We start from the raw sequence: 22,228 nt of genomic DNA, 5'->3' as shown, positions 1-22,228 counted from the left end.
CCTGCCTTTTTACTCCAGACGCCGCCGAGGCAGAATCCTAATAATATTTCCGTCTCCAATATCCACTAGCGTGCCGGTGGAAACCACCACCGACTCACCCTGACGGAGTTTTCGTGCAGCATTACCCGGCACCTGGGCTACAGATCCGTTGGTGGAACGCAGATCCGTGACGATCACCGAAGAGCCCAATTGACGCACTTCAACGTGCGTTTCTGAGACCTCGCGTTGAGGAGATTGCACGGCGATCAGCCGCGGCCCCACGCCCTTTACGATGCGTGGTGGGCGGGGGTCGCGCCCGAATACACAGGCGTGCTCAAGCGAGTAGGCCTGCTCTGTGCCGTCGAGCTGCACCCGGTAATACAACGCAGAGGGTTCTGTCGATTCAGCGACGGGAGCCTGCGGTGGCTTTACTTGAGCTGCCGCTCGCGCACGCAATCTCGCTGCCTCCTGAGCCGTCGTGGGCGACGCTTGTTTCGCCTGCGATTCGTCGGGTCGTTTGTACGGCCGCACGATCGCCGACTTGCGCCGTGCGCTGATGATGATCGTGTCATCAAGATCAGGCATGGTCGGCTGAACGGGCGGCCTCTGGCCGGACGTTATCGTGTCTTCGACGTCGTGCTTCACGCGGCAATCTTAGACACGCTTGACGAATTCTCGCGGCAGCGCGTCACGCTTGTCCGATAAAACTCATTACATGCTTGATGCGTGTGTAGTCCTCGAAGCCGTAGCTCGACAGGTCCTTGCCGTAACCCGAGTGTTTGAAACCGCCGTGAGGCATCTCCGCAACGATCGGAATGTGGGTGTTGATCCACACGCAGCCGAAGTCGAGGTGCTTGGCGAACCGCATTGCACGGCCGTGATCGCGAGTCCACACGCTTGAAGCGAGCCCGTAGTTGACATCGTTGGCCCACTCAAGCGCCTGTCCCTCATCCGTAAACTTCTGGACCGTGATTACTGGCCCAAAAATCTCGTTCTGAACAGCGGAATCGTTCTGCTGAAGCCCCGAAACAATCGTCGCTTCGTAGAAGTAGCCGCGGGCGCCCTGACGTGCGCCCCCGAGCTCCACGTGTGCGTGGGAAGGGAGTTCCTCAATCACCCGAGACACTTGCGCCAGTTGATTCGCGTTATTTACCGCGCCAAAGAAGACATCTTCGTGTGGAGCCCCCGTCTTAGCGTTGTCGCGAGTCCACGCGACCAGCGCAGCCACAAATTCATCGTGGATGGCGGCGTGCACGATCACGCGCGTGGCTGCCGTGCAGTCCTGACCGGCATTGAAATAGCCTGCGGCACCGATACCCGCAACGGCGGCGGGAATGTCCGCATCGTCGAAGACAACAACGGGCGCCTTGCCACCCAGCTCGAGGTGCACTCGCTTGAGATCTACTGACGCCGCTTTCGCAACTTCCATGCCCGCGCGAACTGATCCCGTGATGGACACCATTTGCGGCGTCTTATGGTCGATCATGAGCCCGCCAGTGGTGCGGTCTCCCGTCAGCACATTGAAAACGCCAGCGGGAAGGAACTCGGAGGCAACTTCAGCAAACAAGAGTGTCGCTGACGGCGTTGTATCACTGGGCTTGAGCACGGTGGTGTTTCCTGCGGCGATAGCGGGCGCAACTTTCCACACCGCCATGTTTAGGGGGTAGTTCCAGGGTGCAACTTGCCCGATAACACCGATAGGTTCGCGGCGAATCGACGAGGTGTGGTCTTTCATATACTCGCCGGATGCCATGCCCGAGAGATGACGAGCTTCGCCGGCAAAGAATCGGATTTGGTCGACCGACAGCATGATCTCGTCAGCCACCAGACTGGCGCGCGGCTTGCCTGTGTCCTTCGACTCCAGGTCGGCGAACTCGTCGGCGCGAGCTTCCATGGCGTCGGCAATACGGAAGAGCGCGAGTTGGCGCTCGGACGGCGTCGTCTCCCCCCAAGTTTCGAAGGCGGTCGCAGCAGCGGCGTAGGCATCGTCGACGTCGGCGCTCGACGAGACCGGTGAGTGCGCATAGCTGTCTTCAGTGGCGGGGTTGATCACATCGAATCCGCTATCGGCACGCGCTGCGACGTACTCGCCATTAATAAAGTTTTGGATGTCAGGAGCGCTCATTCTTCAAAGATAGCGACGATCGAGCCATGAATCCACCCCGGACTATCGATTTCGGCCGCGGAATCGTAATTTTGATACGGAATCGCTTGCCAGCACCACTTTCAACTGACAAAATCGTTACATGAGCACCCCCTCGCGCGGTTCGGCCACCAAGCCTGTACATCTCGACGACGTTTCCAAGTCGATAATCGAACAGCTTCAGAACGATGGCCGCCGCTCCTATGCAGAGATCGGCAAGGCTGTGGGGCTGAGCGAAGCGGCGGTACGCCAACGTGTGCAAAAGCTCACGGAGTCTGGCGTTATGCAGATTGTTGCTGTGACCGATCCGATGCAACTGGGCTTCTTTCGACAGGCCATGATCGGCATCCAAATCTCGGGCGACACCACAGCGGTGGCCGAAAAGATCGGCAAGCTTCCCTCAGTCGATTACGTCGTGCTCACCGCCGGCAGCTTCGACCTTCTCGTAGAGGTCGTGTGCGAGAACGATGACGACCTCATCGACCTCCTCAACCGCGACATTCGCGGCATTGAGGGTGTGCGATCCACCGAAACCTTTGTCTACCTGCGTCTCCACAAGCAGTTCTATAACTGGGGAACGCGCTAAGCGCTCCGCTCCCCAGCCGCTCCATCACGCACCAGTTCCCGCCAACGCACTAAAGAAAGTGTTCGAGATGTCAGAGTTCAACGAAGCCGACCTTCAGCAAAAAGCGAAGGACCACCTGTGGATGCACTTCTCTCGCCAGTCGGTGATGGAAGACGGCCCCGGCGTACCCATCATCGTGCGCGGCGAAGGTCACCACATCTATGACACCCAGGGCAAAAAATACTTCGATGGCCTGAGCGGACTCTTCGTGGTCAACGCCGGTCACGGCCGCAAGCGTCTAGCCGAGGTCGCAGCGAAGCAGGCTGAAGAGCTCGCCTTCTTCCCGCTGTGGTCGTATGCCCACCCGAAGGCCATCGAGTTGGCTGACCGCCTGGCAGGCTACGCCCCCGGCGATCTGAACCGCGTCTTCTTCTCCACCGGTGGCGGCGAGGCCGTTGAGACTGCTTTCAAGCTGGCAAAGCAGTACTGGAAGCTCCAGGGCCGCCACACCAAGCACAAGGTCATCTCGCGTGCCGTCGCGTACCACGGCACCCCGCAGGGAGCACTGACCATCACCGGCATCCCCGGCATGAAGGAGATGTTCGAGCCTCTCGTTCCGGGCGGCTTCCGCGTGCCGAACACCAACTACTATCGCGCCGAAGAAATGGGCTTCCACGGCACCGAAGAGGAATTCGGACTGTGGGCAGCGAACCGCATCGAAGAAATGATCCAGTTCGAAGGCCCCGAGACTGTCGCTGCGGTCTTCTTGGAACCCGTTCAGAACTCCGGCGGATGTTTCCCGCCTCCCGCAGGCTACTTCCAGCGCGTTCGCGAGATCTGCGACGAGTACGACGTGCTGCTGGTGAGCGACGAAGTTATCTGCGCCTTCGGTCGTCTCGGTCACATGTTCGCCTGTGACGCCTACGACTACATCCCCGACATGATCACGTGCGCCAAGGGAATGACCAGCGGCTACTCGCCCATCGGCGCGACCATCGTCTCTGACCGTGTGTACGAGCCCTTCAAGCACGGCGACACGACGTTCTACCACGGCTACACTTTCGGCGGACATCCGGTTTCCGCTGCAGTGGCCTTGGAAAACCTCGATATCTTTGAAGAAGAGAAGATCAACGAGCACGTTCGCGAAAACTCGCCCAAGTTCCGTGCTGCCCTTGAGCGCCTTCTCGACCTGCCGATTGTTGGCGACGTGCGCGGCGACGGCTATTTCTTCGGCATCGAACTTGTCAAAGACAAAGCGACCAAAGAAACCTTCAACGACGAGGAATCCGAGCGACTGCTCCGGGGCTTCCTCTCGAAGGCTCTCTACGATGCCGGCTTGTACTGCCGGGCGGATGACCGTGGAGATCCTGTGATTCAGCTGGCACCGCCGCTGACGATCGGCCCTGCTGAGTTCGACGAGATAGAATCGATCCTGCGTTCGGTTTTGACCGAAGCATGGAGCCGTCTTTAGAACTCACCACGTTCGCCCTCCCCTCTGACCCCACGGCTCGGATAGAGTTCCTTCCGTGAGCACTGAGGAAAATTCGCTAACACTGCGCCCCCGCGATGCCCGCGGGCGCATGACTGTCGCGCGCGCTATCGCGATCGTGCTCGCAGTCTTTTTGAACCTTGTCGTGATCGCTGCTGGCGTCTGGGCGTTGACCAACCAGCAGCGCATCACTGACCAGTTCACTGTGTGGCAGTTCGAACCATCCGCGAACGTCAGGGCATACGCCTCGGCGGCCAGCATGTCTGATGAAGGCACCTTCCTTTTCTACGCCAGCCAGCCGTCGGTCCAAGATAACCCCGAGTTCAACAGCACGTGCTCAAACGTTGAAGAGAACTTTGGCGTTCTGGGTTGCTACTTCCCCAGCAGTAAATCCATCTTTCTCTTCGACGTCACTGACGAACGACTCGCGGGGATCGAAGAGGTTGTTGCCGCTCACGAGATGTTGCATGCTGCGTGGGATCGCCTTTCAGACGCTGAACGCGCACGATTGACGCCGCTGCTCGAAGCAGAGGCCGAAAGCATGAAAGATGATCCTGAGTTTGCGACGACACTCGACTTCTACGCCAAGACGGAGCCCGGCGAGCGATCGAACGAACTCCATTCGATTATCGGCACCGAGTTCGCGGAACTGAGCCCCGAGCTAGAGGCGCACTACGCCATCTACTTCACAGATCGCTCGAGCGTCGTAGCTCTGCACGAGAAGTCGAACGCGGTATTCACCGAACAGTTGGATGCCAGCAAAAAGCTGGTCGAACAACTCGACACCCTGCGCGCGTCGATCGACGACGATTACGCCGAGTACAACTCCGGCTATGACGTGCTCAACGCCGATATCGAAAGCTACAACGCTCGCGGTGAGCGGGGAATCTACGACCCGCAAGGCTACGACGAGCTCATCGATCGCCAGCAGCGACTCAACGATCTCTATGACTCGATTGAGCAAGATATCGACGAGTACGACGACCTCGTTGCCCAGCTCGAAGATCTGAACGCGACAATAAGCGAGCTGAACGAGAGCATCAACATCGAACCCCGGAACCAAGATGGCCTCTAAGTCTGCTCCTCCACAACGCACGCTATTCTCTCCCCGTCTCGATGTCTGAAAATGGCCAGCAGGCTCCTCGCCACGAAGCGTACGCTCGAGGCATGAACACGCTCACTCCTCCACAGACCGAAGCTGCTTTCCTGCGCCGGCTGTCATCGCCGATTGGTCGCATAGAGCTCACCAGCGACGGTGAAAGCGTGACCGGCCTCGCTATCGAGAATGACAGCGCCCTCCCCCACGATGAGCAGCCGGAGCGTTCGTGTCCCGCTCTCGACGCCGCCGCCGATCAGCTCGCTGAATACTTTGCAGGCGACCGCCGCTCTTTCGACCTTCCTCTTTCTGCGGCGGGCACTGAGTTTCAAAAGTCCGTCTGGCAGCAGCTCAACCAGTTACCGTTCGGTTCCGCGGTCTCCTATGCCGATATCGGCCGTGCTACCGGGCGCCCCACAGCCGGTCGCGCCGTCGGCGGCGCGGTTGGCGCGAACCCGATTCCGATCATCGTTCCGTGTCACCGAGTGCTGGCCTCCAACCAAAGAATCACCGGCTATAGCGGTGGCGACGGCATCCCCACGAAGGTGTGGCTCCTCAAGCACGAAGGAATCAGCCACAAGTGAGCGAACGCGAAGCGCTCGTAGCCGGCCCCGATGGTCGAGCGCGTTGTGGCTGGGTTGGCGACGATGAGCAATACCGCGATTACCACGACACTGAGTGGGGCAACCCGATGCGTGGTGACCACAAACTGTTCGAGAAGATAATGCTGGAGGCGTTTCAAGCCGGCCTCTCGTGGATCACGATTTTGCGACGCCGCGAAGGAATCCGCGATGCCTTCGATCAGTTTGATGCTGACGTGATCGCGAATTACGGCGACGAAGACGTCGCGCGTCTTCTGGACGACCCACGCATCATTCGCAACAGGCTCAAAGTATCGGCGGCAATCACGAATGCTCGCGCCACGCTAGAGCTCACGAGCGACGATCCCGGCGCACTCGACAGACTGCTGTGGAACTTCGCGCCAGCGCCGCGCACAACTCGACCGGCCACGTTTGCTGACGTTCCTGCGACGACCGCGGAATCCACGGCAATGAGCAAAGCCCTCAAAGCGCGAGGATTTCGTTTCGTGGGGCCCACCACCATGTATGCGCTCATGCAGTCGGCCGGAATGGTCGACGACCATCTCGAAGGTTGCTGGCGGGCGTCATAACACCACAGCAGCGATGGCCGAGGCTTCCACCAGGTTGCTACGAGTTGTCGACTACGAGATCTAGCTCGCCCGGGGCGCCATGTTCCACACGGAAGCCAGCATCACCTGCCCACGCCACCAGCGAGTCAACGGACTCGTGGCGGATGCCCGCACGCACTAACGCTCGCGTGAAAAGACCTTTTGATTTCTTATTAAAGTGGCTCAGCGCCACTCTCTTGCCGTCCGCGCCCGCCGTCACGACGCGGAGGTACGCACTGTTCTCTGCCGCCGTGCCGAGCTGGGCATAGGCCTCCGAGCGCAGATCCAACTGAAGGCCGCCCAGTTCAGAGAGAGCCTGGGTCGCCACGCCGCGCCAGTGCCTCTTCAACGGGAAACCAGGCACCTTGGAATTGTGGGACAGGCGATACGCCGGAATGAGGTCTCCTGCGCCGATCGGGCCAAATAGTGCCGAGTGCACGACCACTGTTTCATGAGCGAAAGCTACTTCGTCACTCGTCATACTCGACGCATCAAGACCATCGAAGAGCACACCCGTGTATCGCTCGAGTGCAGGCATAACTGGCGCCGTCAGCAGCATCCGATTGCGTTCGACCTCGAAGAGCTGTTTAGCGCTGATACCGAGTGCACGCTGGGAGGCTTCGGTGTCGCTCGCCAGTTCGATGACAGCGGACGCTACAGCCTGGCGACGCGAGGTGAGACTGGGGAACGAGAGACGCTGCCAATCGAGCGCAACACGGGCGTCTCCCCCGTCACGTTTTGTTTCAGAGGGAGGAAGAAGAACGATCACGCGTCAAGAAACGCGGATGCCCGTTCGACGTTGACGCCGATGGGTCCTGCCGAGTCGAGGGTGATGCGTGCTACCGCGCCGCTCACGCCACTCCACGGGGAATACTCTTCAACACTCTGCTCAACGGCATCGTGAGCTGGTGCGCCAGCCTGTTCGCGCTTAGCCGCGCGCTCCACGAGTCGTTCCTTATGAAGATCTTCGTCGGAACAGACGACCTCGATGAAGCGGATGCCGGAGCCCGTACGCTCTGCAAGCCTCACCCACTGCTCGCGGGCGGGATCAACCGCGTTGACGCCATCAATGATGATGTCGTTATCGTTCAGCAACACGGATTCAGCAAGGGTTTCTGCCACCAGATAGGCAGCGAGTCCGATAGGTTGCCCGGCACTGATGCCGGCCTTCAGAATCGCTGTCTCTATCTGGTCGACAGACAACACGGTGGTCTTGCGCCGGGCACCAACGACCTCTGCGAGAGTCGATTTTCCTGCACCCGGCAACCCGGCCATCGCTATAAGCATGATGTCAACTAAACCAGTTCTGCGGTGCTCGCCACCACGGTGACGGTGTTGTTTTCAACCGAGAGGAAACCGTTGTCCGCGATCGCGGTTACAGTCTCGCCATCTGCAGTTGTCACACGGACCTCGCCCTTGGCCAGAATCGCTAGAAGCGGTTCGTGACCGGGCAAAATTCCGATTTCACCTTCGGTGGTACGAGCGATGAGCTGGGTTGCCTCCCCCGACCAGAGTTCCTGGTCGGCGGAGACAACGCTCACTGCGAGAACTGCCATTGTTAGGAGTTCTCTTTCTGAATCTTGGCCCACTGCTCTTCGACATCGTTGATTCCACCGACGTTGAAGAACGCCTGCTCAGCAACGTGGTCGAACTCGCCCTTGACGATCGCGTCGAACGACTCGATGGTCTCCTTGAGCGGAACAGTCGATCCCTCAACACCGGTGAACTTCTTCGCCATGTAGGTGTTCTGAGAGAGGAACTGCTGGATGCGACGCGCACGCGATACCGTGATCTTGTCTTCTTCAGAGAGCTCGTCAACACCGAGGATCGCGATGATCTCCTGGAGTTCCTTGTTCTTCTGCAGAATCTGCTTCACGTTGGTCGCGACACGGTAGTGGTCAGCACCTAGGTAACGGGGGTCGAGGATACGACTCGTCGAGGTGAGGGGGTCAACCGCGGGGTAAAGACCCTTCGACGCGATTTCACGGCTGAGCTCAGTCGTGGCGTCGAGGTGGGCGAAGGTGGTTGCCGGAGCCGGGTCAGTGTAGTCATCGGCAGGAACGTAAATTGCCTGCAGCGACGTGATCGAGTGACCACGCGTCGAGGTGATGCGCTCCTGAAGGATACCCATCTCGTCGGCGAGGTTCGGCTGGTAACCAACGGCTGAAGGCATGCGGCCCAGAAGGGTCGACACCTCAGAACCGGCCTGCGTGAAGCGGAAGATGTTGTCGATGAAGAGCAACACGTCTTGCTTCTGAACGTCACGGAAGTACTCAGCCATCGTCAGAGCCGAGAGCGCAACGCGAAGACGCGTTCCTGGCGGCTCATCCATCTGGCCGAAGACTAGCGCGGTCTTCTCGAAGACGCCCGCTTCATCCATTTCAGCGATGAGGTCGTTACCTTCACGGGTACGCTCACCAACACCGGCGAATACGGAAACTCCACCGTGGTCCTGAGCCACGCGCTGGATCATTTCCTGGATCAGAACGGTCTTACCGACACCGGCACCACCGAACAGACCAATCTTTCCACCCTGAACGTACGGGGTGAGAAGGTCGATGACCTTGATACCGGTCTCGAAGAGCTCAGTCTTCGACTCGAGCTGGTCGAATGCCGGGGGCTTGCGGTGGATGGGCCAGCGCTCAGTGATCTCAACCGTCTCACCGTTGACCTTGCCGTCTTCGTCAGCGTTGAGGATCTCGCCAGTAACGCTGAAGACCTTGCCCTTGGTGACGTCACCGACGGGCACTGTGATCTGGTTGCCTGTGTCGCGAACTTCCTGGCCGCGGACGAGTCCGTCAGTCGGCTTGAGCGCGATCGCACGAACGACGTCATCGCCGAGGTGCTGTGCAACCTCGAGTGTGATCTCAGCCGTCACACCGCCGATCGTGACGTTCGTCTTGAGAGCGTTGTAGATTCCCGGGATCGAATCGTGGGGGAACTCAACGTCTACAACCGGACCGGTTACGCGCGAGATGCGGCCGATACCGGCGACAGTTGCAGCAACAACCTTCTTGGCTGGCGCCTTTTTGGCTGGTGCTTTTTTGGCTGGGGCCTTCTTGGCCGGGGCTTTTTCAGTCATGGCTTCCCTATCTATGGTTCTTACTTAGCCGAGCTGAGGGCGTCCGCGCCGCCCACGATCTCGGAAATCTGCTGGGTAATCTCAGACTGGCGCGCGTTGTTGGCCAAGCGCGTGTAGTCGTTGATGAGCTTGTCTGCGTTGTCGCTTGCAGACTTCATTGCCTTCTGCGTTGCTGCGTGCTTTGCGGCAGCAGACTGGAGCATGGCGTTGAAGATACGGCTTTCGATGTAGACAGGCAGCAAGGCGTCGAGCACCTTGTCTACCTCAGGTTCGAACTCGTAAAGCGGAAGGATCTCCGACTCGTCCGGAGCCTCAACACCTTCAACGATCTCCAGTGGGAGAAGACGAACAACCTCAGGCACCTGCAGAAGCATGCTTACGAGGCGGTTGTACACGATGTGGATTTCGTCCACTCCGCCTTCGCTTGCCGGCTGCAAGAACTTGCTGACAACGGCGTCACCGATTTCTTTCGCGATTTCGAACTCCGGAGAGTCCGTTCCGCCGGTCCAAATCTGTTCAGCGTCACGCTTGCGGAAAGCAAAGTATGCGGCGGACTTACGCCCCACGAGGTAATAGACGACCTCTTTGCCTTCAGCTTCGAGCCGAGCGGCGAGCTCGCCAGCCTCGCGGAGAACGTTCGAGTTGAACGCTCCCGCAAGTCCGCGGTCGCTCGAGAAGATGACGACCGCAGCGCGGTCGATCGTCTCCGGCTCAGTAGTCAGCACGTGATCGACGTTCGAGAAAGTTGCCACCGCCGAAACGGCGCGCGTGACCGCACGTGAGTACGGACCCGATGCAGCTACCCGCTGTTTCGCCTTTTGAATGCGCGACGCGGAGATCAGCTCCATCGCGCGTGTGATCTTCTTGGTCGTCTTGGCAGAACTAATTTTCTGCCGGTAGACCCGAAGTTGCGCTCCCATAGCTTTCTAACTTTCTCTGTCGTGTTGGTCGATGATCACTGGTTCGATGATTACTGGTGCAGAGCTCAGCGCTTCTGCTTGACGATCTTCTCTTGAGCGATGTCTTCTTCAGCAATCTCAGCGAACTCTTCGGAGCCAACGGAGTTGAGAGACTTGCCCTCGCCCGTCTGGAAGCCGAGCTTGAACGCTTCGACTCCGGCATCCATGTCAGCAATCAGCTGGTCATCGAGAGCGTTCTTCTCGCGAAGAGTATCGAGCACCTTCGTGTTGCGAGCGAGGTAGTCGTGAAGCTCGCTCTCGAAACGAAGGATGTCTTCTACAGGAACCTCGTCGAGCTTGCCGTTGGTACCGGCCCAGATCGAAACAACCTGGTTCTCGACGGGGAACGGCGAGTACTGCGGCTGGCGAAGCAGCTCGGTGAGGCGGGCGCCTCGTGCGAGCTGGCGACGGCTGGTGGGGTCGAGGTCGGATGCGAACATCGCGAATGCTTCGAGCGAGCGGTACTGAGCGAGCTCAAGCTTCAGCGTTCCTGAAACCTTCTTGATCGACTTGACCTGGGCGTCACCACCAACACGCGACACCGAGATTCCCACGTCAACAGCGGGGCGCTGGTTGGCGTTGAAGAGGTCGGACTGGAGGAAGATCTGGCCGTCGGTGATGGAGATCACGTTGGTCGGGATGTACGCAGCAACGTCGTTGGCCTTGGTCTCGATGATGGGAAGACCCGTCATCGATCCGGCACCTAGCTCGTCCGAGAGCTTGGCACAACGCTCGAGCAGACGGGAGTGCAGGTAGAACACGTCACCGGGATATGCCTCACGCCCTGGCGGACGGCGCAGGAGCAGCGATACCGCACGGTAGGCCTCAGCCTGCTTCGAGAGGTCATCGAAAATGATCAGTACGTGCTTGCCGCCGTACATCCAGTGCTGGCCGATGGCCGAACCGGTGTAAGGAGCAAGGTACTTGAAACCTGCGGGGTCGGATGCGGGAGCAGCCACGATGGTGGTGTACTCCATGGCGCCGGCTTCTTCGAGTGCGCCCTTGACGGCAGCAATCGTCGAACCCTTTTGGCCGATAGCAACGTAGATGCAGCGAACCTGCTTGTTCTCGTCGCCCGACTCCCAGTTTTCTTTCTGGTTGATGATGGTGTCGATCGCGATGGCCGTCTTACCGGTCTGGCGGTCACCAATGATCAGCTGACGCTGGCCGCGGCCGATCGGGATCATGGCGTCGATTGCCTTGATACCGGTCTGCATAGGCTCGTGGACACTCTTACGGTCCATGACGCCGGGAGCCTGAAGCTCGAGTGCGCGACGGCCCTCAGCTTTGATCTCGCCGAGGCCGTCGATCGGGGCGCCCAGAGGGTCAACCACACGACCGAGGAATGCGTCTCCGACGGGTGCGGAAAGAACTTCGCCGGTGCGAGTAACTTCCATACCTTCGACGATGCCGGTGAATTCACCGAGGATAACAACACCGATCTCGTCTTCGTCGAGGTTCTGAGCGAGGCCCAGAGTTCCATCGGCGAAACGGATGAGTTCGTTGGCCATGACGCCGGGGAGGCCATCAACGTGGGCGATGCCGTCGGCAGCGTCTACGACGGTTCCCGTTTCGGTTGTCGCAGCCTTGCCAGGCTCGTAAGCCTTGACGAAGTCCTTGAGCGCGTCGCGGATCTCGTCCGGACTGATGCTGAGTTCTGCCATTGTGTTTTCCTATTCCGTGGAAAGGTCTGCTAACTCGCTAGCCCGCGAGTTGGATCCTGAGGTCGTTGAGCTTGGTGGAAACGCTGCCATCGATGACTTCATCACCGATCTGAACGCGTACCCCACCGATGAGCGAGGGGTCGATACGAACGTTGAGCTTAAGTTCACGTCCGTAATTCTTGGTGAGGCCGGTGCGCAAGCGTTCAAGCTGCGCAGCCTTGAGCGGGGCAGCGGTCGTGATCGTTGCGACCGACTTGCCCGCTTGGTCAGCCACGATGTCAGCGGCCGTGGCGATTAGCTCACCGATGCGGCGACCACGCGGCTGCTGCACAAGCTGGTCGATGATCGCTGCAGCCTGTTCGGAAACTTTGCCTGCAAGCAGTTCACGCACCAAGGACGATTTCGAGGCAGCTGATCCCAGCTTGCTACCGACCGCGAGCTCGAGTTCGGAGTCGGATGACACAGTGTCACCGAAACCGAAGAGTTCGTCATCGATCGACAACTTTGCCGGAGCCGACTTCGCGATTGCGCGAATGCCGATTTCTTCGATTCCCGCGAGCAGATCGTCGGCACTCGACCAACGAGCGCTCACGATGGCGGAAAGCACGGTGCGCGCTGACGCGCTCAGCGACGAGAAAACCGAACCGACAATGGCGGTCTTGTCTTTCGCAGCGGCGGCAGGATCGGCTAAAGCGGAACGCAATTGAGCGGAACCGCCCACAACACGCCCTGCTTCAAACAGCTCTGCGCCAGTGGCCAGAGAGTTCTTGGCAGTGAGGGATGTCAGAGCATCCTTCGCTGCAACAAGCGCTTCTCTCGTAGCTGATCCCATTACTTCTTCGCCTTTGCCTTCTCTGAAGCCTCAAGGTCAGCCAAGAACTGGTCAACGAGTGCGGAGGACTTCTTGTCGTCCGTCAAGCTCTGCCCGATGACGCCCGACGCGAGGTCGATGGCCATTGAGCCAACTTCGCTGCGGAGCGACACAAGCGCTGCTTGGCGTTCTGCTTCGATTGTGGCTTGAGCGTTCGCAGTGATGCGAGCGGCCTCAACCGTTGCCTGCTCCTTGAGCTCGTTGATGATCTCAGTGCCCTCAAGTCGTGCCTGTTCGCGAATCTTCGCGGCTTCGGCGCGGCCCTCAGCGAGCTGAGTCTTGTACTGCTCGAGAGCGGTAGCGGCTTCGGCCTGAGCGATCTCAGCCTTCTTGATGCCACCTTCGATGGCCTCAGCCCGAGCATCAAGCGTCTTCGTCAGTGCTGGAAGGAACTTCTTCCAGAAGAAGAACAAGATGATCGCGAAGCAAACCAACGACCAAATGATGTCGTAATCTGCGGGAAGGAGCGGGTTGATAACCGGTTCGCCCTCTTCTGCAGCAGCCAGTAGTGCGCTATGCATCCCAGCCTCCTCAGTCAGTTAGTGGTTACGGGAACGGGATGAATGCTACGGCGATCGCGATGAATGCGAGCGCTTCGGTGAATGCAATTCCGAGGAACATGAGGCCCGTGAGGCGCCCCTGAAGCTCAGGCTGGCGTGCTACCGACTCAACGGTCTTTCCAACAACGATGCCTACACCGATGGCGGGCCCGATGGTTGCAACACCGAATGCGAGGGGTGCAATGTTTCCAGTCAGCTCTGCGACGTTCATTTGTGTTTCCTTCCGTGGTTTTCTAATCCAGGCGAATGCCGGGATCGGTCTAGTGCTCTTCGACCAGCGCGAGCTGGATGTATACGGCGGTCAGGAATGTGAAGACATAAGCCTGAAGTACCGCAACAAGGAGTTCGAAGATTGTGAAGATGAAGCCAAAGGCAAGGGTGCCAATACTGAACAAGCCGAAGAGGCCGCCAGCAGTGAACAGGAAGAAGTGCGTTGCCGAGAAACAGAGCACGAGCAGCATGTGGCCCGCGATCATGTTCATGAGCAGACGCAAGGCGAGAGTTACCGGGCGAAGAATAAACGTGGAGACGAACTCGATCGGAGTAACGATGAAGTACAGCGGCCACGGCACACCGGCGGGGAACAGCGAAGCCTTGAAGAAGGTGATTCCCTGCTTTTTGATACCGGCGTAGATGAACACGACGTACGCCACGAGAGCAAGAACGAGCGGCACACCGATTACGGCGGTACCCGCGACGTTGAGCCCGGGGACGATACCTGTGAGGTTCATCGCGAGGACCATAAAGAACATGGTCGCGAGCAGCGGCATGAACCGCTTGCCCTCTTCCTTGCCTAGAGCGCCGTCTGCGATGTTCGACTGAACAAAGCCAACAGCCATCTCGAGGATGCTTTGGCCGCGACCGGGAATCATGCGCATGCGGCGCGTACCGGCCCAGAACAGCAAGATCAAAATGGCTACGGCAATGAAGCGCACCAACATCAGTCGGTTGATTTCGAAGGGGGTATCTACGAAGAGAAATCCGGGTGGCACGAACTCGATCAACGAGGGGCCGTGAAAGCCCCCGTCGCCTGATCCGTCATCGGTGGCAAAGGGCGCAATGAGCGCGAGAGCGTTATATAACAGCGCTGTCTCCAGAATCGGGGCGTGTAACTACGCGGCGATGAAAGATGGGGTTTGTAGCAGGCTCAACTGTATCAAGAGAATTACGCTCACGACGAATCTGAAAGCGAATCCGCGAGATTAGTTTGACGTCGAGGTATCTTCACCTGGCAGCTGCACTCCGGGGACGTAGCTTTCCCGGGCGCGAACAAATGCCAGCACGTCGACGACGAGGCTTCCCAGCACTGCGGCGATCATCGCAAAGAAGAACACGACAGGCTCCAAGAAGGGCTGGCTACGCAGGATTACGAGGATCGCGATGAAGACAATGAACTTCAGAAGCCAGGCGCCGAGCACTACCGCGAAGAACACGGTGCTTGACGAGTCTCCCCCGCTCGCGCGCGACGCAATGACGATGGTGCCGGCGGTGAGGCCCATAAATAGTGCAGTGAGACCGGCGCCAATCAGCGCACTGATGAGTCCTGAGCTACCTGCTACGAGGTAACCAATGATGGAGCCGACGACAGCGATGCTGACGGTCAGGATCGCGCCGTAGGCGATCGCACGTCCGAGAATTGATGAGGACTTCATTCGGTGGGTTCCTTTGTGTGGGGAGGTCGTGGGGCGCGTGAAGGCGCACGATCAACGGGATCGTCATCTTCACGGAGCGAAGCAGTACCTATCGGCGCTGTGGAGGCAGCATCCAGCCCGTCAAAGCGAGCGATGCTTTCGGATTCTTGCTCGGCCGCCAAGCGCTGCGCCGCAGCCTCGCGCGATTTACGACGACTGAGCGGGGCCAGCGTGAAGACGGCGCACCCGGCGAGACCCGCGATGAACATCAGCGCGGCCCATTTCCACGGCACAAAGGTGAACGCCAGTACGCCCACCGAGGCCACAAAAGTCCAGCTGTACAGGATTAATACGGCGTGGAAGTGGGAGTGCCCCATATCGAGCAGACGGTGATGTAAGTGCTTGCGGTCTGCGGTGAACGGCGACTTTCCGGCACGCAATCGACGAATGATCGCGAGACCAAAGTCGAGCAGCGGGATGACGAGGACCGCGATCGGCAGAAGGATCGGGATGAAGGCGGGAAGGAAGCCGAGGGTGAACTTATCGGGTTGAGCGAGGTAATTGTCGTCTACCTGACCCGTTACAGAGATCGCGGAAGCCGCCATGAGGAGCCCGACGAGCAAGGCCCCGGCATCGCCCATGAACATTCGAGCCGGATAGAAGTTCACCGGCAGCAGGCCGACACACGCCCCGATCAAGATGGCGGTTGTCAACGAGGCAAGGTTGAAGTACTCCGTTTGCGCCTGCCCCTGCAGCAGATACGCGTAAACGAAGAACACACTGCTGGCGATGATCGCGACACCGGCAACGAGCCCATCAAGGCCGTCGATAAAGTTGACGGCGTTCATGACGAGAACGATGGCGAAGATCGTAATGATGATCGAGACATGCGGCGACACGATTGTCTTGCCGCCAATCGGCAGCGTGGAGAGCTGCACACCAGGCCATGCCACCACAAAGGCAGCGATTACTTGGCCGGCCAGCTTGGTGAGCCAATCGAGATCCCAAATGTCATCGGCAACGCCGATAGCGACGATGATAAGCGCCGCACCCAGCAGCCCAAAGACTTTAGCGGGATCATTGAAGATGATCGAGAAGTTGCTGAACGATGACGCAACCGCGAACGCGACCACGACACCAAAAAACATCGCGACTCCCCCCAGCCGAGGCGTGGGCGTGGAATGAACGTCACGCTGGCGCACTTGGGGATACAGCTTGTACTTGCGCGCAAGCTTCAGCACTACAAGCGAGAGCGCGTACGTCACCACCGAGGCAATGCCTGCGATGAAGAAGTAGAAAACTATTCGCACAACTCGGCCCCGATCACGTCGCGAATGGCGTCGGCCGAAATAACGCCCTCACGCACGATGCGCAGCTTGCCACCGTCAACAAGCAAACCCGTGGCATCCACGATGGTCGAGGCGAGCTCTCCGCCTTCTCCGTCGCTCAGGTACACCGAGACAGAGTCGCCCAGCATTTCGTGAGCGGCTTCAGCCGTACGGGCGGCTGGCAGGCCAGTGCTGTTGGCGCTCGAGACCGCAAGCGGACCCGTTTCGGAAAGAAGCTCAAGGACGATGCGGTTGGATGGCATCCGCAAGGCAACGGTGCCCTGGGTCTCCCCGAGGTCCCAACTCAGAGACGGCTGGGCAGGCAGGATGATCGTGAGGCCACCAGGCCAGAATTCGGCCACGAGCGCACGAATCTCATCGGGCACCGTTGCCGCAAGAGCATCGAGAGTGGGGATTCCGGGGATGAGCACGGGCGGCGGCGACTGCCGCGTTCGCCCCTTGGCGTGAATGAGCTTCTGCACCGCATCCGGCTGAAAAGCGTCTGCTGCGAGCCCATAAACGGTGTCGGTGGGAATGACGACAAGGTCGCCACGGCCAATCGCCACTCGCGCCATCCTCATACCGGTGAGGAGTTGGGCTTCGTCGGTGCAATCGTAAAGGTCATCCATGTCCCCAACATGGTACCGGGAGAAACAGTGAAAGACTGATCACGACTAACAGATAGCGATGGCAAACAATGACGCTGCTTTTCATCTTTGACATGGATGATGTGCTCTACGGCTACGACTGGCGTGCACGGATGGCCGCCATGAGCGACCTCACCGGCCTCAGTTTTCTCGAGCTCCGCCGTAGCTGGTGGCACGATGATGGCGAGTTCGGCGCCGAAGCGGGGCTTTACCCCACCGGCGAGGAATACCTTGCCGCCTTCGAGGAAGCCATCGGGCAGCGAGTAGATCTCGCCAGCTGGCTAGCGATCAGGGCGGCGGCGATGACTCCGTGGCCCGACTCACTCGCCGCGGCCCGACGCGCCGCGGACCTCGGTCAGGCGACCCTGCTGACGAATAACGGTGCGCTTCTCGGCGACCACCTCTCGACCGTCGCACCCGATCTCGTCGAGATCTTTGGTGATCACCTGCGCACCTCAAGCCATTACGGCGCCCGCAAGCCGAATCCCGTCGTGTTCGAACGCGCCCTCGAGGCATACGGCGTTGAGCCCGAGAACGCGTTTTTTGCGGATGACATGCCCGAGAACGTTGCCGCGGCCGAAAGCCTCGGCATCACCGGCCACGAATTTCTTACGGGAGCGGCTATGCACGCAGCGATCGAGGAGTTTGCGGCCGCTCGCTCGTAGAGCGTCTCGAACGACGGCTCAGAGTAGCGCCGTGGTCGCGCGATCGCGACCGAGGAGGTCTTTGTGGTGAGCTACAGCTCTCCACCCGTCCGCCGTGAGTAGCGCGGCAAGGGCCGGAGCTTGTTCTTCGCCGTGCTCGAGCACGAGAGTGCCACCGTCATGGAGCAAGCGGCGCGCAGTCAGCGACACGCGGCGTACGACATCCATGCCGTCTTCTCCGCCGTAGAGAGCCAGAGCGGGGTCATGGAGTTGCACTTCGATGTCGCGCGGGATCGCCGCAGCCGGAATGTAGGGCGGATTGGAAATCACGACGTCGACCGTGCCGTTGAGTTCGGGAAAAGCATCGCCCAGATCGGCATTGATCAGTGTGGCATTCGGTTCGCCATAGCGGCGAAAGTTTTCGCTCGTGTACGGCATGGCATCGGGCGAGAGTTCGACCGCGAAGATGCGAGCGCGCGTGACCTCGGTGGCCATGGCGAGAGCGATAGCACCGCTACCCGTGCCGAGATCGACACCGATGGGCTCGGGCGTCGCGCTGGCATTGAGAGCGTCGATCGCGAACTGCACGACCGTTTCAGTCTCGGGGCGCGGCACGAAAACGCCAGGGCCCACGCTGAGTTCGAGATTGCGAAAGGGCGCCAGTCCCGTGATGTGCTGCAAGGGTTCGCGGGCAGCTCGGCGCGCGAACACTTCGTGAGCGCGTGCCGCTTTTTCCGCGGGCACGGTGGCACCGGTGACGACGCGAACGCGAAGCTCTCCGCGACCCAGGTCGAGCACGTGAGCCAATAGAAGCTCCGCATCGACCTCGGGAGTGGGCACTCCCCCACCACGCAACGACTCAGTGCCGCTGGCCAGAAGGTCAGCGACACTGGGGTCGTGTGATGCGGTAGTCAACTCGCTCAGGAGTCGCTACCGACAGCAGCCAAACGAGCCTCTTCATCAGCCATGATGCACGACTGGATGACGGGCTCGAGCGCACCGTTGATTGCTTGGTCAAGGTTGTAGGCCTTGTATCCGGTGCGGTGATCAGCAATGCGGTTCTCAGGGAAGTTGTACGTGCGAATGCGCTCGGAACGATCCATCGTGCGGATCTGGCTCTTGCGGTATTCGCTCGCTTCAGCATCCGCCTCTTCTTGGTAACGAGCCAAGATGCGCGCACGCAGCACCCGCATACCGGCCTCGCGGTTCTGCAGCTGCGATTTCTCGTTCTGCATCGCCACGACAATCCCGGTCGGAAGGTGAGTAATACGAACAGCGGAGTCAGTGGTGTTCACCGACTGGCCACCGGGGCCCGAGGAACGATAGACATCAATCTTGAGATCGTTCTGGCTGATCTCGACCTCTTCGGGCTCGTCAACCTCAGGGAACACCAGCACACCCGCAGCAGACGTGTGGATGCGGCCTTGAGACTCGGTGGCGGGCACGCGCTGAACGCGGTGCACTCCACCCTCGTACTTCAAGTGCGCCCAGACGCCCTCAGCGGGATCACTCGAGTTGCCCTTAACGGCCAACTGAACGTCTTTGATACCGCCAAGGTCGCTCGAGGTCTGCTCGATGATCTCGGTCTTCCACTTCTTCGATTCTGCGTAGTGCAAGTACATGCGCAGCAGGTCCCCGGCGAAGAGCGCCGACTCAGCACCACCTTCACCCATCTTGATTTCCATGATCACATCACGGGAATCGTTAGGGTCACGAGGAATCAGGATGCGGCGCAGCTTCTCCTGAGCAGCATCAAGCGACTCAGTGAGGCCAGGAATCTCTTCGGCGAACGACGCATCTTCAGCAGCCATTTCCGTGGCTGCTGCGAGGTCGTCAGTCAACTGACGCCAGTGGTTGTATGCCGCAACAATGCGCGACAACTCGGCGTAACGTCGGTTGACCTTCTTAGAGCGGACCGGGTCGGAGTGAAGCTCGGGGTCAGCAAGCTGGCCCTCGAGATCCGCATGCTCGGTCAGCAGCGACTGTACTGACTCGAACATTATTAGACCTCTTTTTTGTTGCCGGTAGTGGAAGGAAGCGACTTCTGGATCTGCATGAGGAACTCAACGTTCGACTGCGTCTCCTTCAGCTTATTCAACACGATCTCGAGAGCAGCCTGCTGGTCGAGACCAGCGAGCGCACGGCGCAAGTTCCAGGTGACCTTGACTTCGTCGGCGCCGAGCAGCATTTCTTCGCGACGCGTTCCGGATGCGTTGACGTCGACCGCGGGGAAGATGCGCTTGTCAGCGAGCTGGCGTGAGAGACGAAGCTCCATGTTGCCGGTGCCCTTGAACTCTTCGAAGATAACTTCATCCATCTTCGAACCAGTCTCAACGAGAGCCGTAGCGATGATGGTGAGCGAGCCACCCTCTTCAACGTTGCGAGCCGCACCGAAGAAGCGCTTCGGCGGGTACAGCGCTGCCGAGTCGACGCCACCCGAAAGAACGCGACCCGACGGCGGTGCCGTCACGTTGTACGCGCGGCCAAGGCGAGTAATCGAGTCGAGCAGCACAACGACGTCGTGGCCGAGCTCGACGAGACGCTTGGCACGCTCGATGGCGAGTTCAGCAACCGTGGTGTGGTCTTCAGCGGGGCGGTCGAAGGTTGAAGCAATAACTTCGCCCTTGACGGTGCGCTGCATGTCGGTGACCTCTTCGGGACGTTCGTCAACGAGAACGACCATGAGGTGAACCTCGGGGTTGTTCTTGGAGATCGCGTTCGCGATGGCCTGCAGAACCTGAGTCTTTCCAGCCTTCGGAGGCGAGACGATCAAGCCGCGCTGGCCCTTGCCGATCGGAGCGGCGAGATCGATGATGCGAGTCGACAACATGGTCGGCTCGGTCTCGAGGCGCAGACGCTCCTGCGGGTACAGCGGAGTGAGCTTGCCGAATTCGACGCGATTCGCTGCTTCGTCAACGGGAAGACCGTTGATCGAGTCGATGCGCACGATGGCGTTGTACTTCTGGCGGCCCTGGTTGTTGTCACCCTCACGCGGCTGGCGAATGGCGCCAACAACGGCGTCACCCTTGCGGAGGTTGTACTTCTTGACCTGGCCAAGCGAAACGTACACGTCGCTGTTACCCGGAAGGTAACCGGTGGTGCGAACGAAAGCGTAGTTGTCGAGAACGTCGAGGATGCCGGCGACAGGGATCAGTACGTCATCGTCGGTGATCTCGGGCTCGAAGTCGTCGCCCATGTTTCCACGGCCGCGCTTGCGGTCACGGTAACGGCCACGTCCACCGCGCTCGGAGTCAACGTCGCCGCCGCGCGAGTCATCATTGCTGCGGCTGTTGTTGTTGCCGTCGGCGTTGTTGCGATTGCTGCGGTTGGTGTCGCCGCTGTTGCGGTTGCTATCACCGTTGTTGCCGTCGCCATTGTTGTTCTGGCGACGGTTGTTGTTCTGGCGACCAGAACCGTCACCGTTTTGGCTGTTGCGGTTACGGTTACGGTTACGCCCGCGGCCCGAACCCGACTCGTTGTCGGCGTTGTCACCGTCGTTGTCGCTGTCGTTGCTGTTGTTCTTGTCGCTGTTCTTGTCAGCGTTGCTGTTCTTGTCGCCGTTGTTGGTATCGGCGTTGTTGCTCTTATCGGCGTTGCTGCTCTTGTCCGCGTTGTCAGAGTTGTTGTCGGCGCTCTTCGCGCCCTTGTCACCTCTGTTGTTGCGGTTGCCACTCTTCGCAGCCTTGCCCTCGCTGTCGGCGGCTTTAGCGTCGCTCGCTACGGCGTCGTCGCCGGTCGATGCGGCGTTGGCGTCGCTCGACGCGTCTGCTGCGGCAACGCTACGGCTGGAGCTGCGACGGCTGCGCTTGGGCGCGGCCTCTGCGGCGGGAGCGTCGCTGGATGCTGCGGCGTCGGCCGACGCTGCTGAGCCGGGGCCGGCAGTCGACTCGGCGGCGGGCGCGGAGTCAACCTTCTTCTTGCGGCTAGCCGTCTTCGGCTTCTCTGCTGCGGCATCCGCGGCAGGGGCCTGAGCTGCGACGTCGTTCGACGACGCGTTCTTGTCTACTTTCGGAGCGCCTGCGGGAGCCTCGGAGCCAGCGATAGCGGCACCATCGGTGCTCGTCACGCGGCGTGAAGCACGCTTGCGTGCCGGAGCGGCAACCGCTTCGGTGGCGGGAGCAGAGTCTTTGTTGCTGTTGTTCTTCTCGTTAATTGCGTCCACGAGATCTCCTTTGCGAAGTTTGGAAGTACCGGTGATGCCGCGTTCGGCCGCCATAGCTTGAAGCTCGGGCAGTCGTAACGCGCTCAGCGCGGCACGGGAATCCACGCTTGATGCGTGGTTGTTGACGTCAGTCACTACTAGGGGTTCCTTTCCCCAACCAAGAATGAATAGCTTGGCGGAGAGCTAGTCGCTCACCGATGTCTGCGCGGATGCGCAGGA

At 59.7% G+C, this 22,228-nt stretch carries 24 protein-coding genes; 6 read left to right on the top strand and 18 right to left on the bottom strand.

Annotation, left to right across the window (positions count from 1 at the left end; genetic code table 11):
* Positions 1 to 9: 9 nt before the first annotated feature.
* Positions 10 to 624, bottom strand: coding sequence for an FHA domain-containing protein (locus tag I6E58_RS13355; RefSeq protein ID WP_129071087.1), 615 nt, complete (start codon positions 622 to 624; stop codon positions 10 to 12).
* A gap of 43 nt (positions 625 to 667) precedes the next feature.
* Positions 668 to 2,104, bottom strand: coding sequence for an aminobutyraldehyde dehydrogenase (locus tag I6E58_RS13350; RefSeq protein WP_197134604.1), 1,437 nt, complete (start codon positions 2,102 to 2,104; stop codon positions 668 to 670).
* Positions 2,105 to 2,225: 121 nt separating this feature from the next.
* Between I6E58_RS13350 and I6E58_RS13345 the strand changes: the two genes are divergently transcribed.
* The 5 genes from I6E58_RS13345 to I6E58_RS13325 all read left to right on the top strand — a co-directional run bounded on the left by I6E58_RS13345 (position 2,226) and on the right by I6E58_RS13325 (position 6,443).
* Positions 2,226 to 2,708, top strand: coding sequence for an Lrp/AsnC family transcriptional regulator (locus tag I6E58_RS13345; protein ID WP_129071089.1), 483 nt, complete (start codon positions 2,226 to 2,228; stop codon positions 2,706 to 2,708).
* A 67-nt stretch (positions 2,709 to 2,775) separates the two neighbouring features.
* Positions 2,776 to 4,158 carry an aspartate aminotransferase family protein gene (locus I6E58_RS13340; protein WP_129071090.1) on the top strand — a complete coding sequence of 461 codons (1,383 nt, stop codon included), beginning with the start codon at positions 2,776 to 2,778 and terminating at the stop codon, positions 4,156 to 4,158.
* A gap of 55 nt (positions 4,159 to 4,213) precedes the next feature.
* Entirely contained in the window at positions 4,214 to 5,251 is a 1,038-nt protein-coding gene (locus I6E58_RS13335; protein ID WP_307842158.1) for a hypothetical protein, read from the top strand.
* Positions 5,252 to 5,343: 92 nt separating this feature from the next.
* Entirely contained in the window at positions 5,344 to 5,856 is a 513-nt protein-coding gene (locus tag I6E58_RS13330) for a methylated-DNA--[protein]-cysteine S-methyltransferase (RefSeq protein ID WP_197134601.1), read from the top strand.
* Positions 5,853 to 6,443: a DNA-3-methyladenine glycosylase I gene (locus I6E58_RS13325; RefSeq protein WP_197134598.1), complete on the top strand. Its 591-nt coding sequence runs from the start codon at positions 5,853 to 5,855 to the stop codon at positions 6,441 to 6,443. The genes I6E58_RS13330 and I6E58_RS13325 overlap by 4 nt, the downstream gene beginning before the upstream one ends.
* A 37-nt stretch (positions 6,444 to 6,480) precedes the next feature.
* On the opposite strand, the gene I6E58_RS13320 is transcribed toward I6E58_RS13325, so the two are convergent.
* The 13 genes from I6E58_RS13320 to I6E58_RS13260 form a co-directional block, all read right to left on the bottom strand.
* A complete protein-coding gene (locus tag I6E58_RS13320; RefSeq protein ID WP_197134595.1) occupies positions 6,481 to 7,230 on the bottom strand; it encodes a YaaA family protein in 750 nt (249 codons plus the stop codon).
* On the bottom strand, positions 7,227 to 7,748 hold the full coding sequence (locus tag I6E58_RS13315; RefSeq protein ID WP_197134591.1) for an ATP-binding protein: 522 nt from the start codon (positions 7,746 to 7,748) through the stop codon (positions 7,227 to 7,229). Before I6E58_RS13315 ends, I6E58_RS13320 begins: the two co-directional genes overlap by 4 nt.
* Before the next feature lie 8 nt (positions 7,749 to 7,756).
* A complete protein-coding gene (locus I6E58_RS13310) occupies positions 7,757 to 8,017 on the bottom strand; it encodes a F0F1 ATP synthase subunit epsilon (RefSeq protein WP_129071095.1) in 261 nt (86 codons plus the stop codon).
* A gap of 2 nt (positions 8,018 to 8,019) precedes the next feature.
* Positions 8,020 to 9,543, bottom strand: coding sequence for a F0F1 ATP synthase subunit beta (atpD, locus tag I6E58_RS13305; protein WP_231595740.1), 1,524 nt, complete (start codon positions 9,541 to 9,543; stop codon positions 8,020 to 8,022).
* A gap of 20 nt (positions 9,544 to 9,563) precedes the next feature.
* Positions 9,564 to 10,463 (bottom strand): F0F1 ATP synthase subunit gamma, encoded by a 900-nt coding sequence (locus I6E58_RS13300; RefSeq protein WP_129071096.1) that lies wholly within the window; start codon positions 10,461 to 10,463, stop codon positions 9,564 to 9,566.
* A 65-nt stretch (positions 10,464 to 10,528) separates the two neighbouring features.
* The gene (atpA, locus tag I6E58_RS13295; RefSeq protein WP_129071097.1) at positions 10,529 to 12,166 is read right to left on the bottom strand and encodes a F0F1 ATP synthase subunit alpha; all 1,638 of its coding nucleotides are present in this window, start codon (positions 12,164 to 12,166) and stop codon (positions 10,529 to 10,531) included.
* Between the two features lie 37 nt (positions 12,167 to 12,203).
* Positions 12,204 to 12,998: a F0F1 ATP synthase subunit delta gene (locus tag I6E58_RS13290; RefSeq protein WP_197134588.1), complete on the bottom strand. Its 795-nt coding sequence runs from the start codon at positions 12,996 to 12,998 to the stop codon at positions 12,204 to 12,206.
* A complete protein-coding gene (locus tag I6E58_RS13285; protein WP_197134585.1) occupies positions 12,998 to 13,558 on the bottom strand; it encodes a F0F1 ATP synthase subunit B in 561 nt (186 codons plus the stop codon). Before I6E58_RS13285 ends, I6E58_RS13290 begins: the two co-directional genes overlap by 1 nt.
* Before the next feature lie 25 nt (positions 13,559 to 13,583).
* On the bottom strand, positions 13,584 to 13,808 hold the full coding sequence (gene atpE / locus I6E58_RS13280) for an ATP synthase F0 subunit C (RefSeq protein ID WP_129071100.1): 225 nt from the start codon (positions 13,806 to 13,808) through the stop codon (positions 13,584 to 13,586).
* A 49-nt stretch (positions 13,809 to 13,857) separates the two neighbouring features.
* Positions 13,858 to 14,658, bottom strand: a complete 801-nt coding sequence (atpB, locus tag I6E58_RS13275) for a F0F1 ATP synthase subunit A (protein ID WP_129071101.1) — start codon at positions 14,656 to 14,658, stop codon at positions 13,858 to 13,860.
* A gap of 141 nt (positions 14,659 to 14,799) precedes the next feature.
* Positions 14,800 to 15,249: a hypothetical protein gene (locus I6E58_RS13270; protein WP_129071102.1), complete on the bottom strand. Its 450-nt coding sequence runs from the start codon at positions 15,247 to 15,249 to the stop codon at positions 14,800 to 14,802.
* Positions 15,246 to 16,538: an MraY family glycosyltransferase gene (locus I6E58_RS13265; RefSeq protein ID WP_374189200.1), complete on the bottom strand. Its 1,293-nt coding sequence runs from the start codon at positions 16,536 to 16,538 to the stop codon at positions 15,246 to 15,248. The genes I6E58_RS13270 and I6E58_RS13265 overlap by 4 nt, the downstream gene beginning before the upstream one ends.
* Complete coding sequence (locus I6E58_RS13260) at positions 16,529 to 17,185, bottom strand: L-threonylcarbamoyladenylate synthase (protein ID WP_197134582.1); 657 nt, start codon at positions 17,183 to 17,185, stop codon at positions 16,529 to 16,531. Before I6E58_RS13260 ends, I6E58_RS13265 begins: the two co-directional genes overlap by 10 nt.
* A gap of 68 nt (positions 17,186 to 17,253) precedes the next feature.
* On the opposite strand from I6E58_RS13260, the gene I6E58_RS13255 reads away from it, so the two are divergent.
* Positions 17,254 to 17,868, top strand: coding sequence for an HAD-IA family hydrolase (locus I6E58_RS13255; protein WP_197134579.1), 615 nt, complete (start codon positions 17,254 to 17,256; stop codon positions 17,866 to 17,868).
* Positions 17,869 to 17,886: 18 nt separating this feature from the next.
* Here the strand turns inward: I6E58_RS13255 and prmC are convergent, their stop codons facing one another.
* From prmC to rho, 3 genes are read right to left on the bottom strand one after another with little or no spacing between them, the layout of a single operon-like run.
* The gene (prmC, locus tag I6E58_RS13250; RefSeq protein WP_197134576.1) at positions 17,887 to 18,762 is read right to left on the bottom strand and encodes a peptide chain release factor N(5)-glutamine methyltransferase; all 876 of its coding nucleotides are present in this window, start codon (positions 18,760 to 18,762) and stop codon (positions 17,887 to 17,889) included.
* Positions 18,763 to 18,767: 5 nt separating this feature from the next.
* A complete protein-coding gene (gene prfA, locus I6E58_RS13245) occupies positions 18,768 to 19,847 on the bottom strand; it encodes a peptide chain release factor 1 (protein ID WP_197134572.1) in 1,080 nt (359 codons plus the stop codon).
* A 2-nt stretch (positions 19,848 to 19,849) separates the two neighbouring features.
* Positions 19,850 to 22,144 (bottom strand): transcription termination factor Rho, encoded by a 2,295-nt coding sequence (gene rho, locus I6E58_RS13240; protein ID WP_197134569.1) that lies wholly within the window; start codon positions 22,142 to 22,144, stop codon positions 19,850 to 19,852.
* Between the last annotated feature and the right edge of the window lie 84 nt (positions 22,145 to 22,228).

Source organism: Salinibacterium sp. SWN1162, from assembly GCF_015864675.1.
Classification (GTDB): Bacteria; Actinomycetota; Actinomycetes; order Actinomycetales; family Microbacteriaceae; genus Rhodoglobus.
The sequence above is the reverse complement of the archived record's forward strand: the minus strand, read 5'-3'. Positions and strand labels throughout refer to the sequence as shown.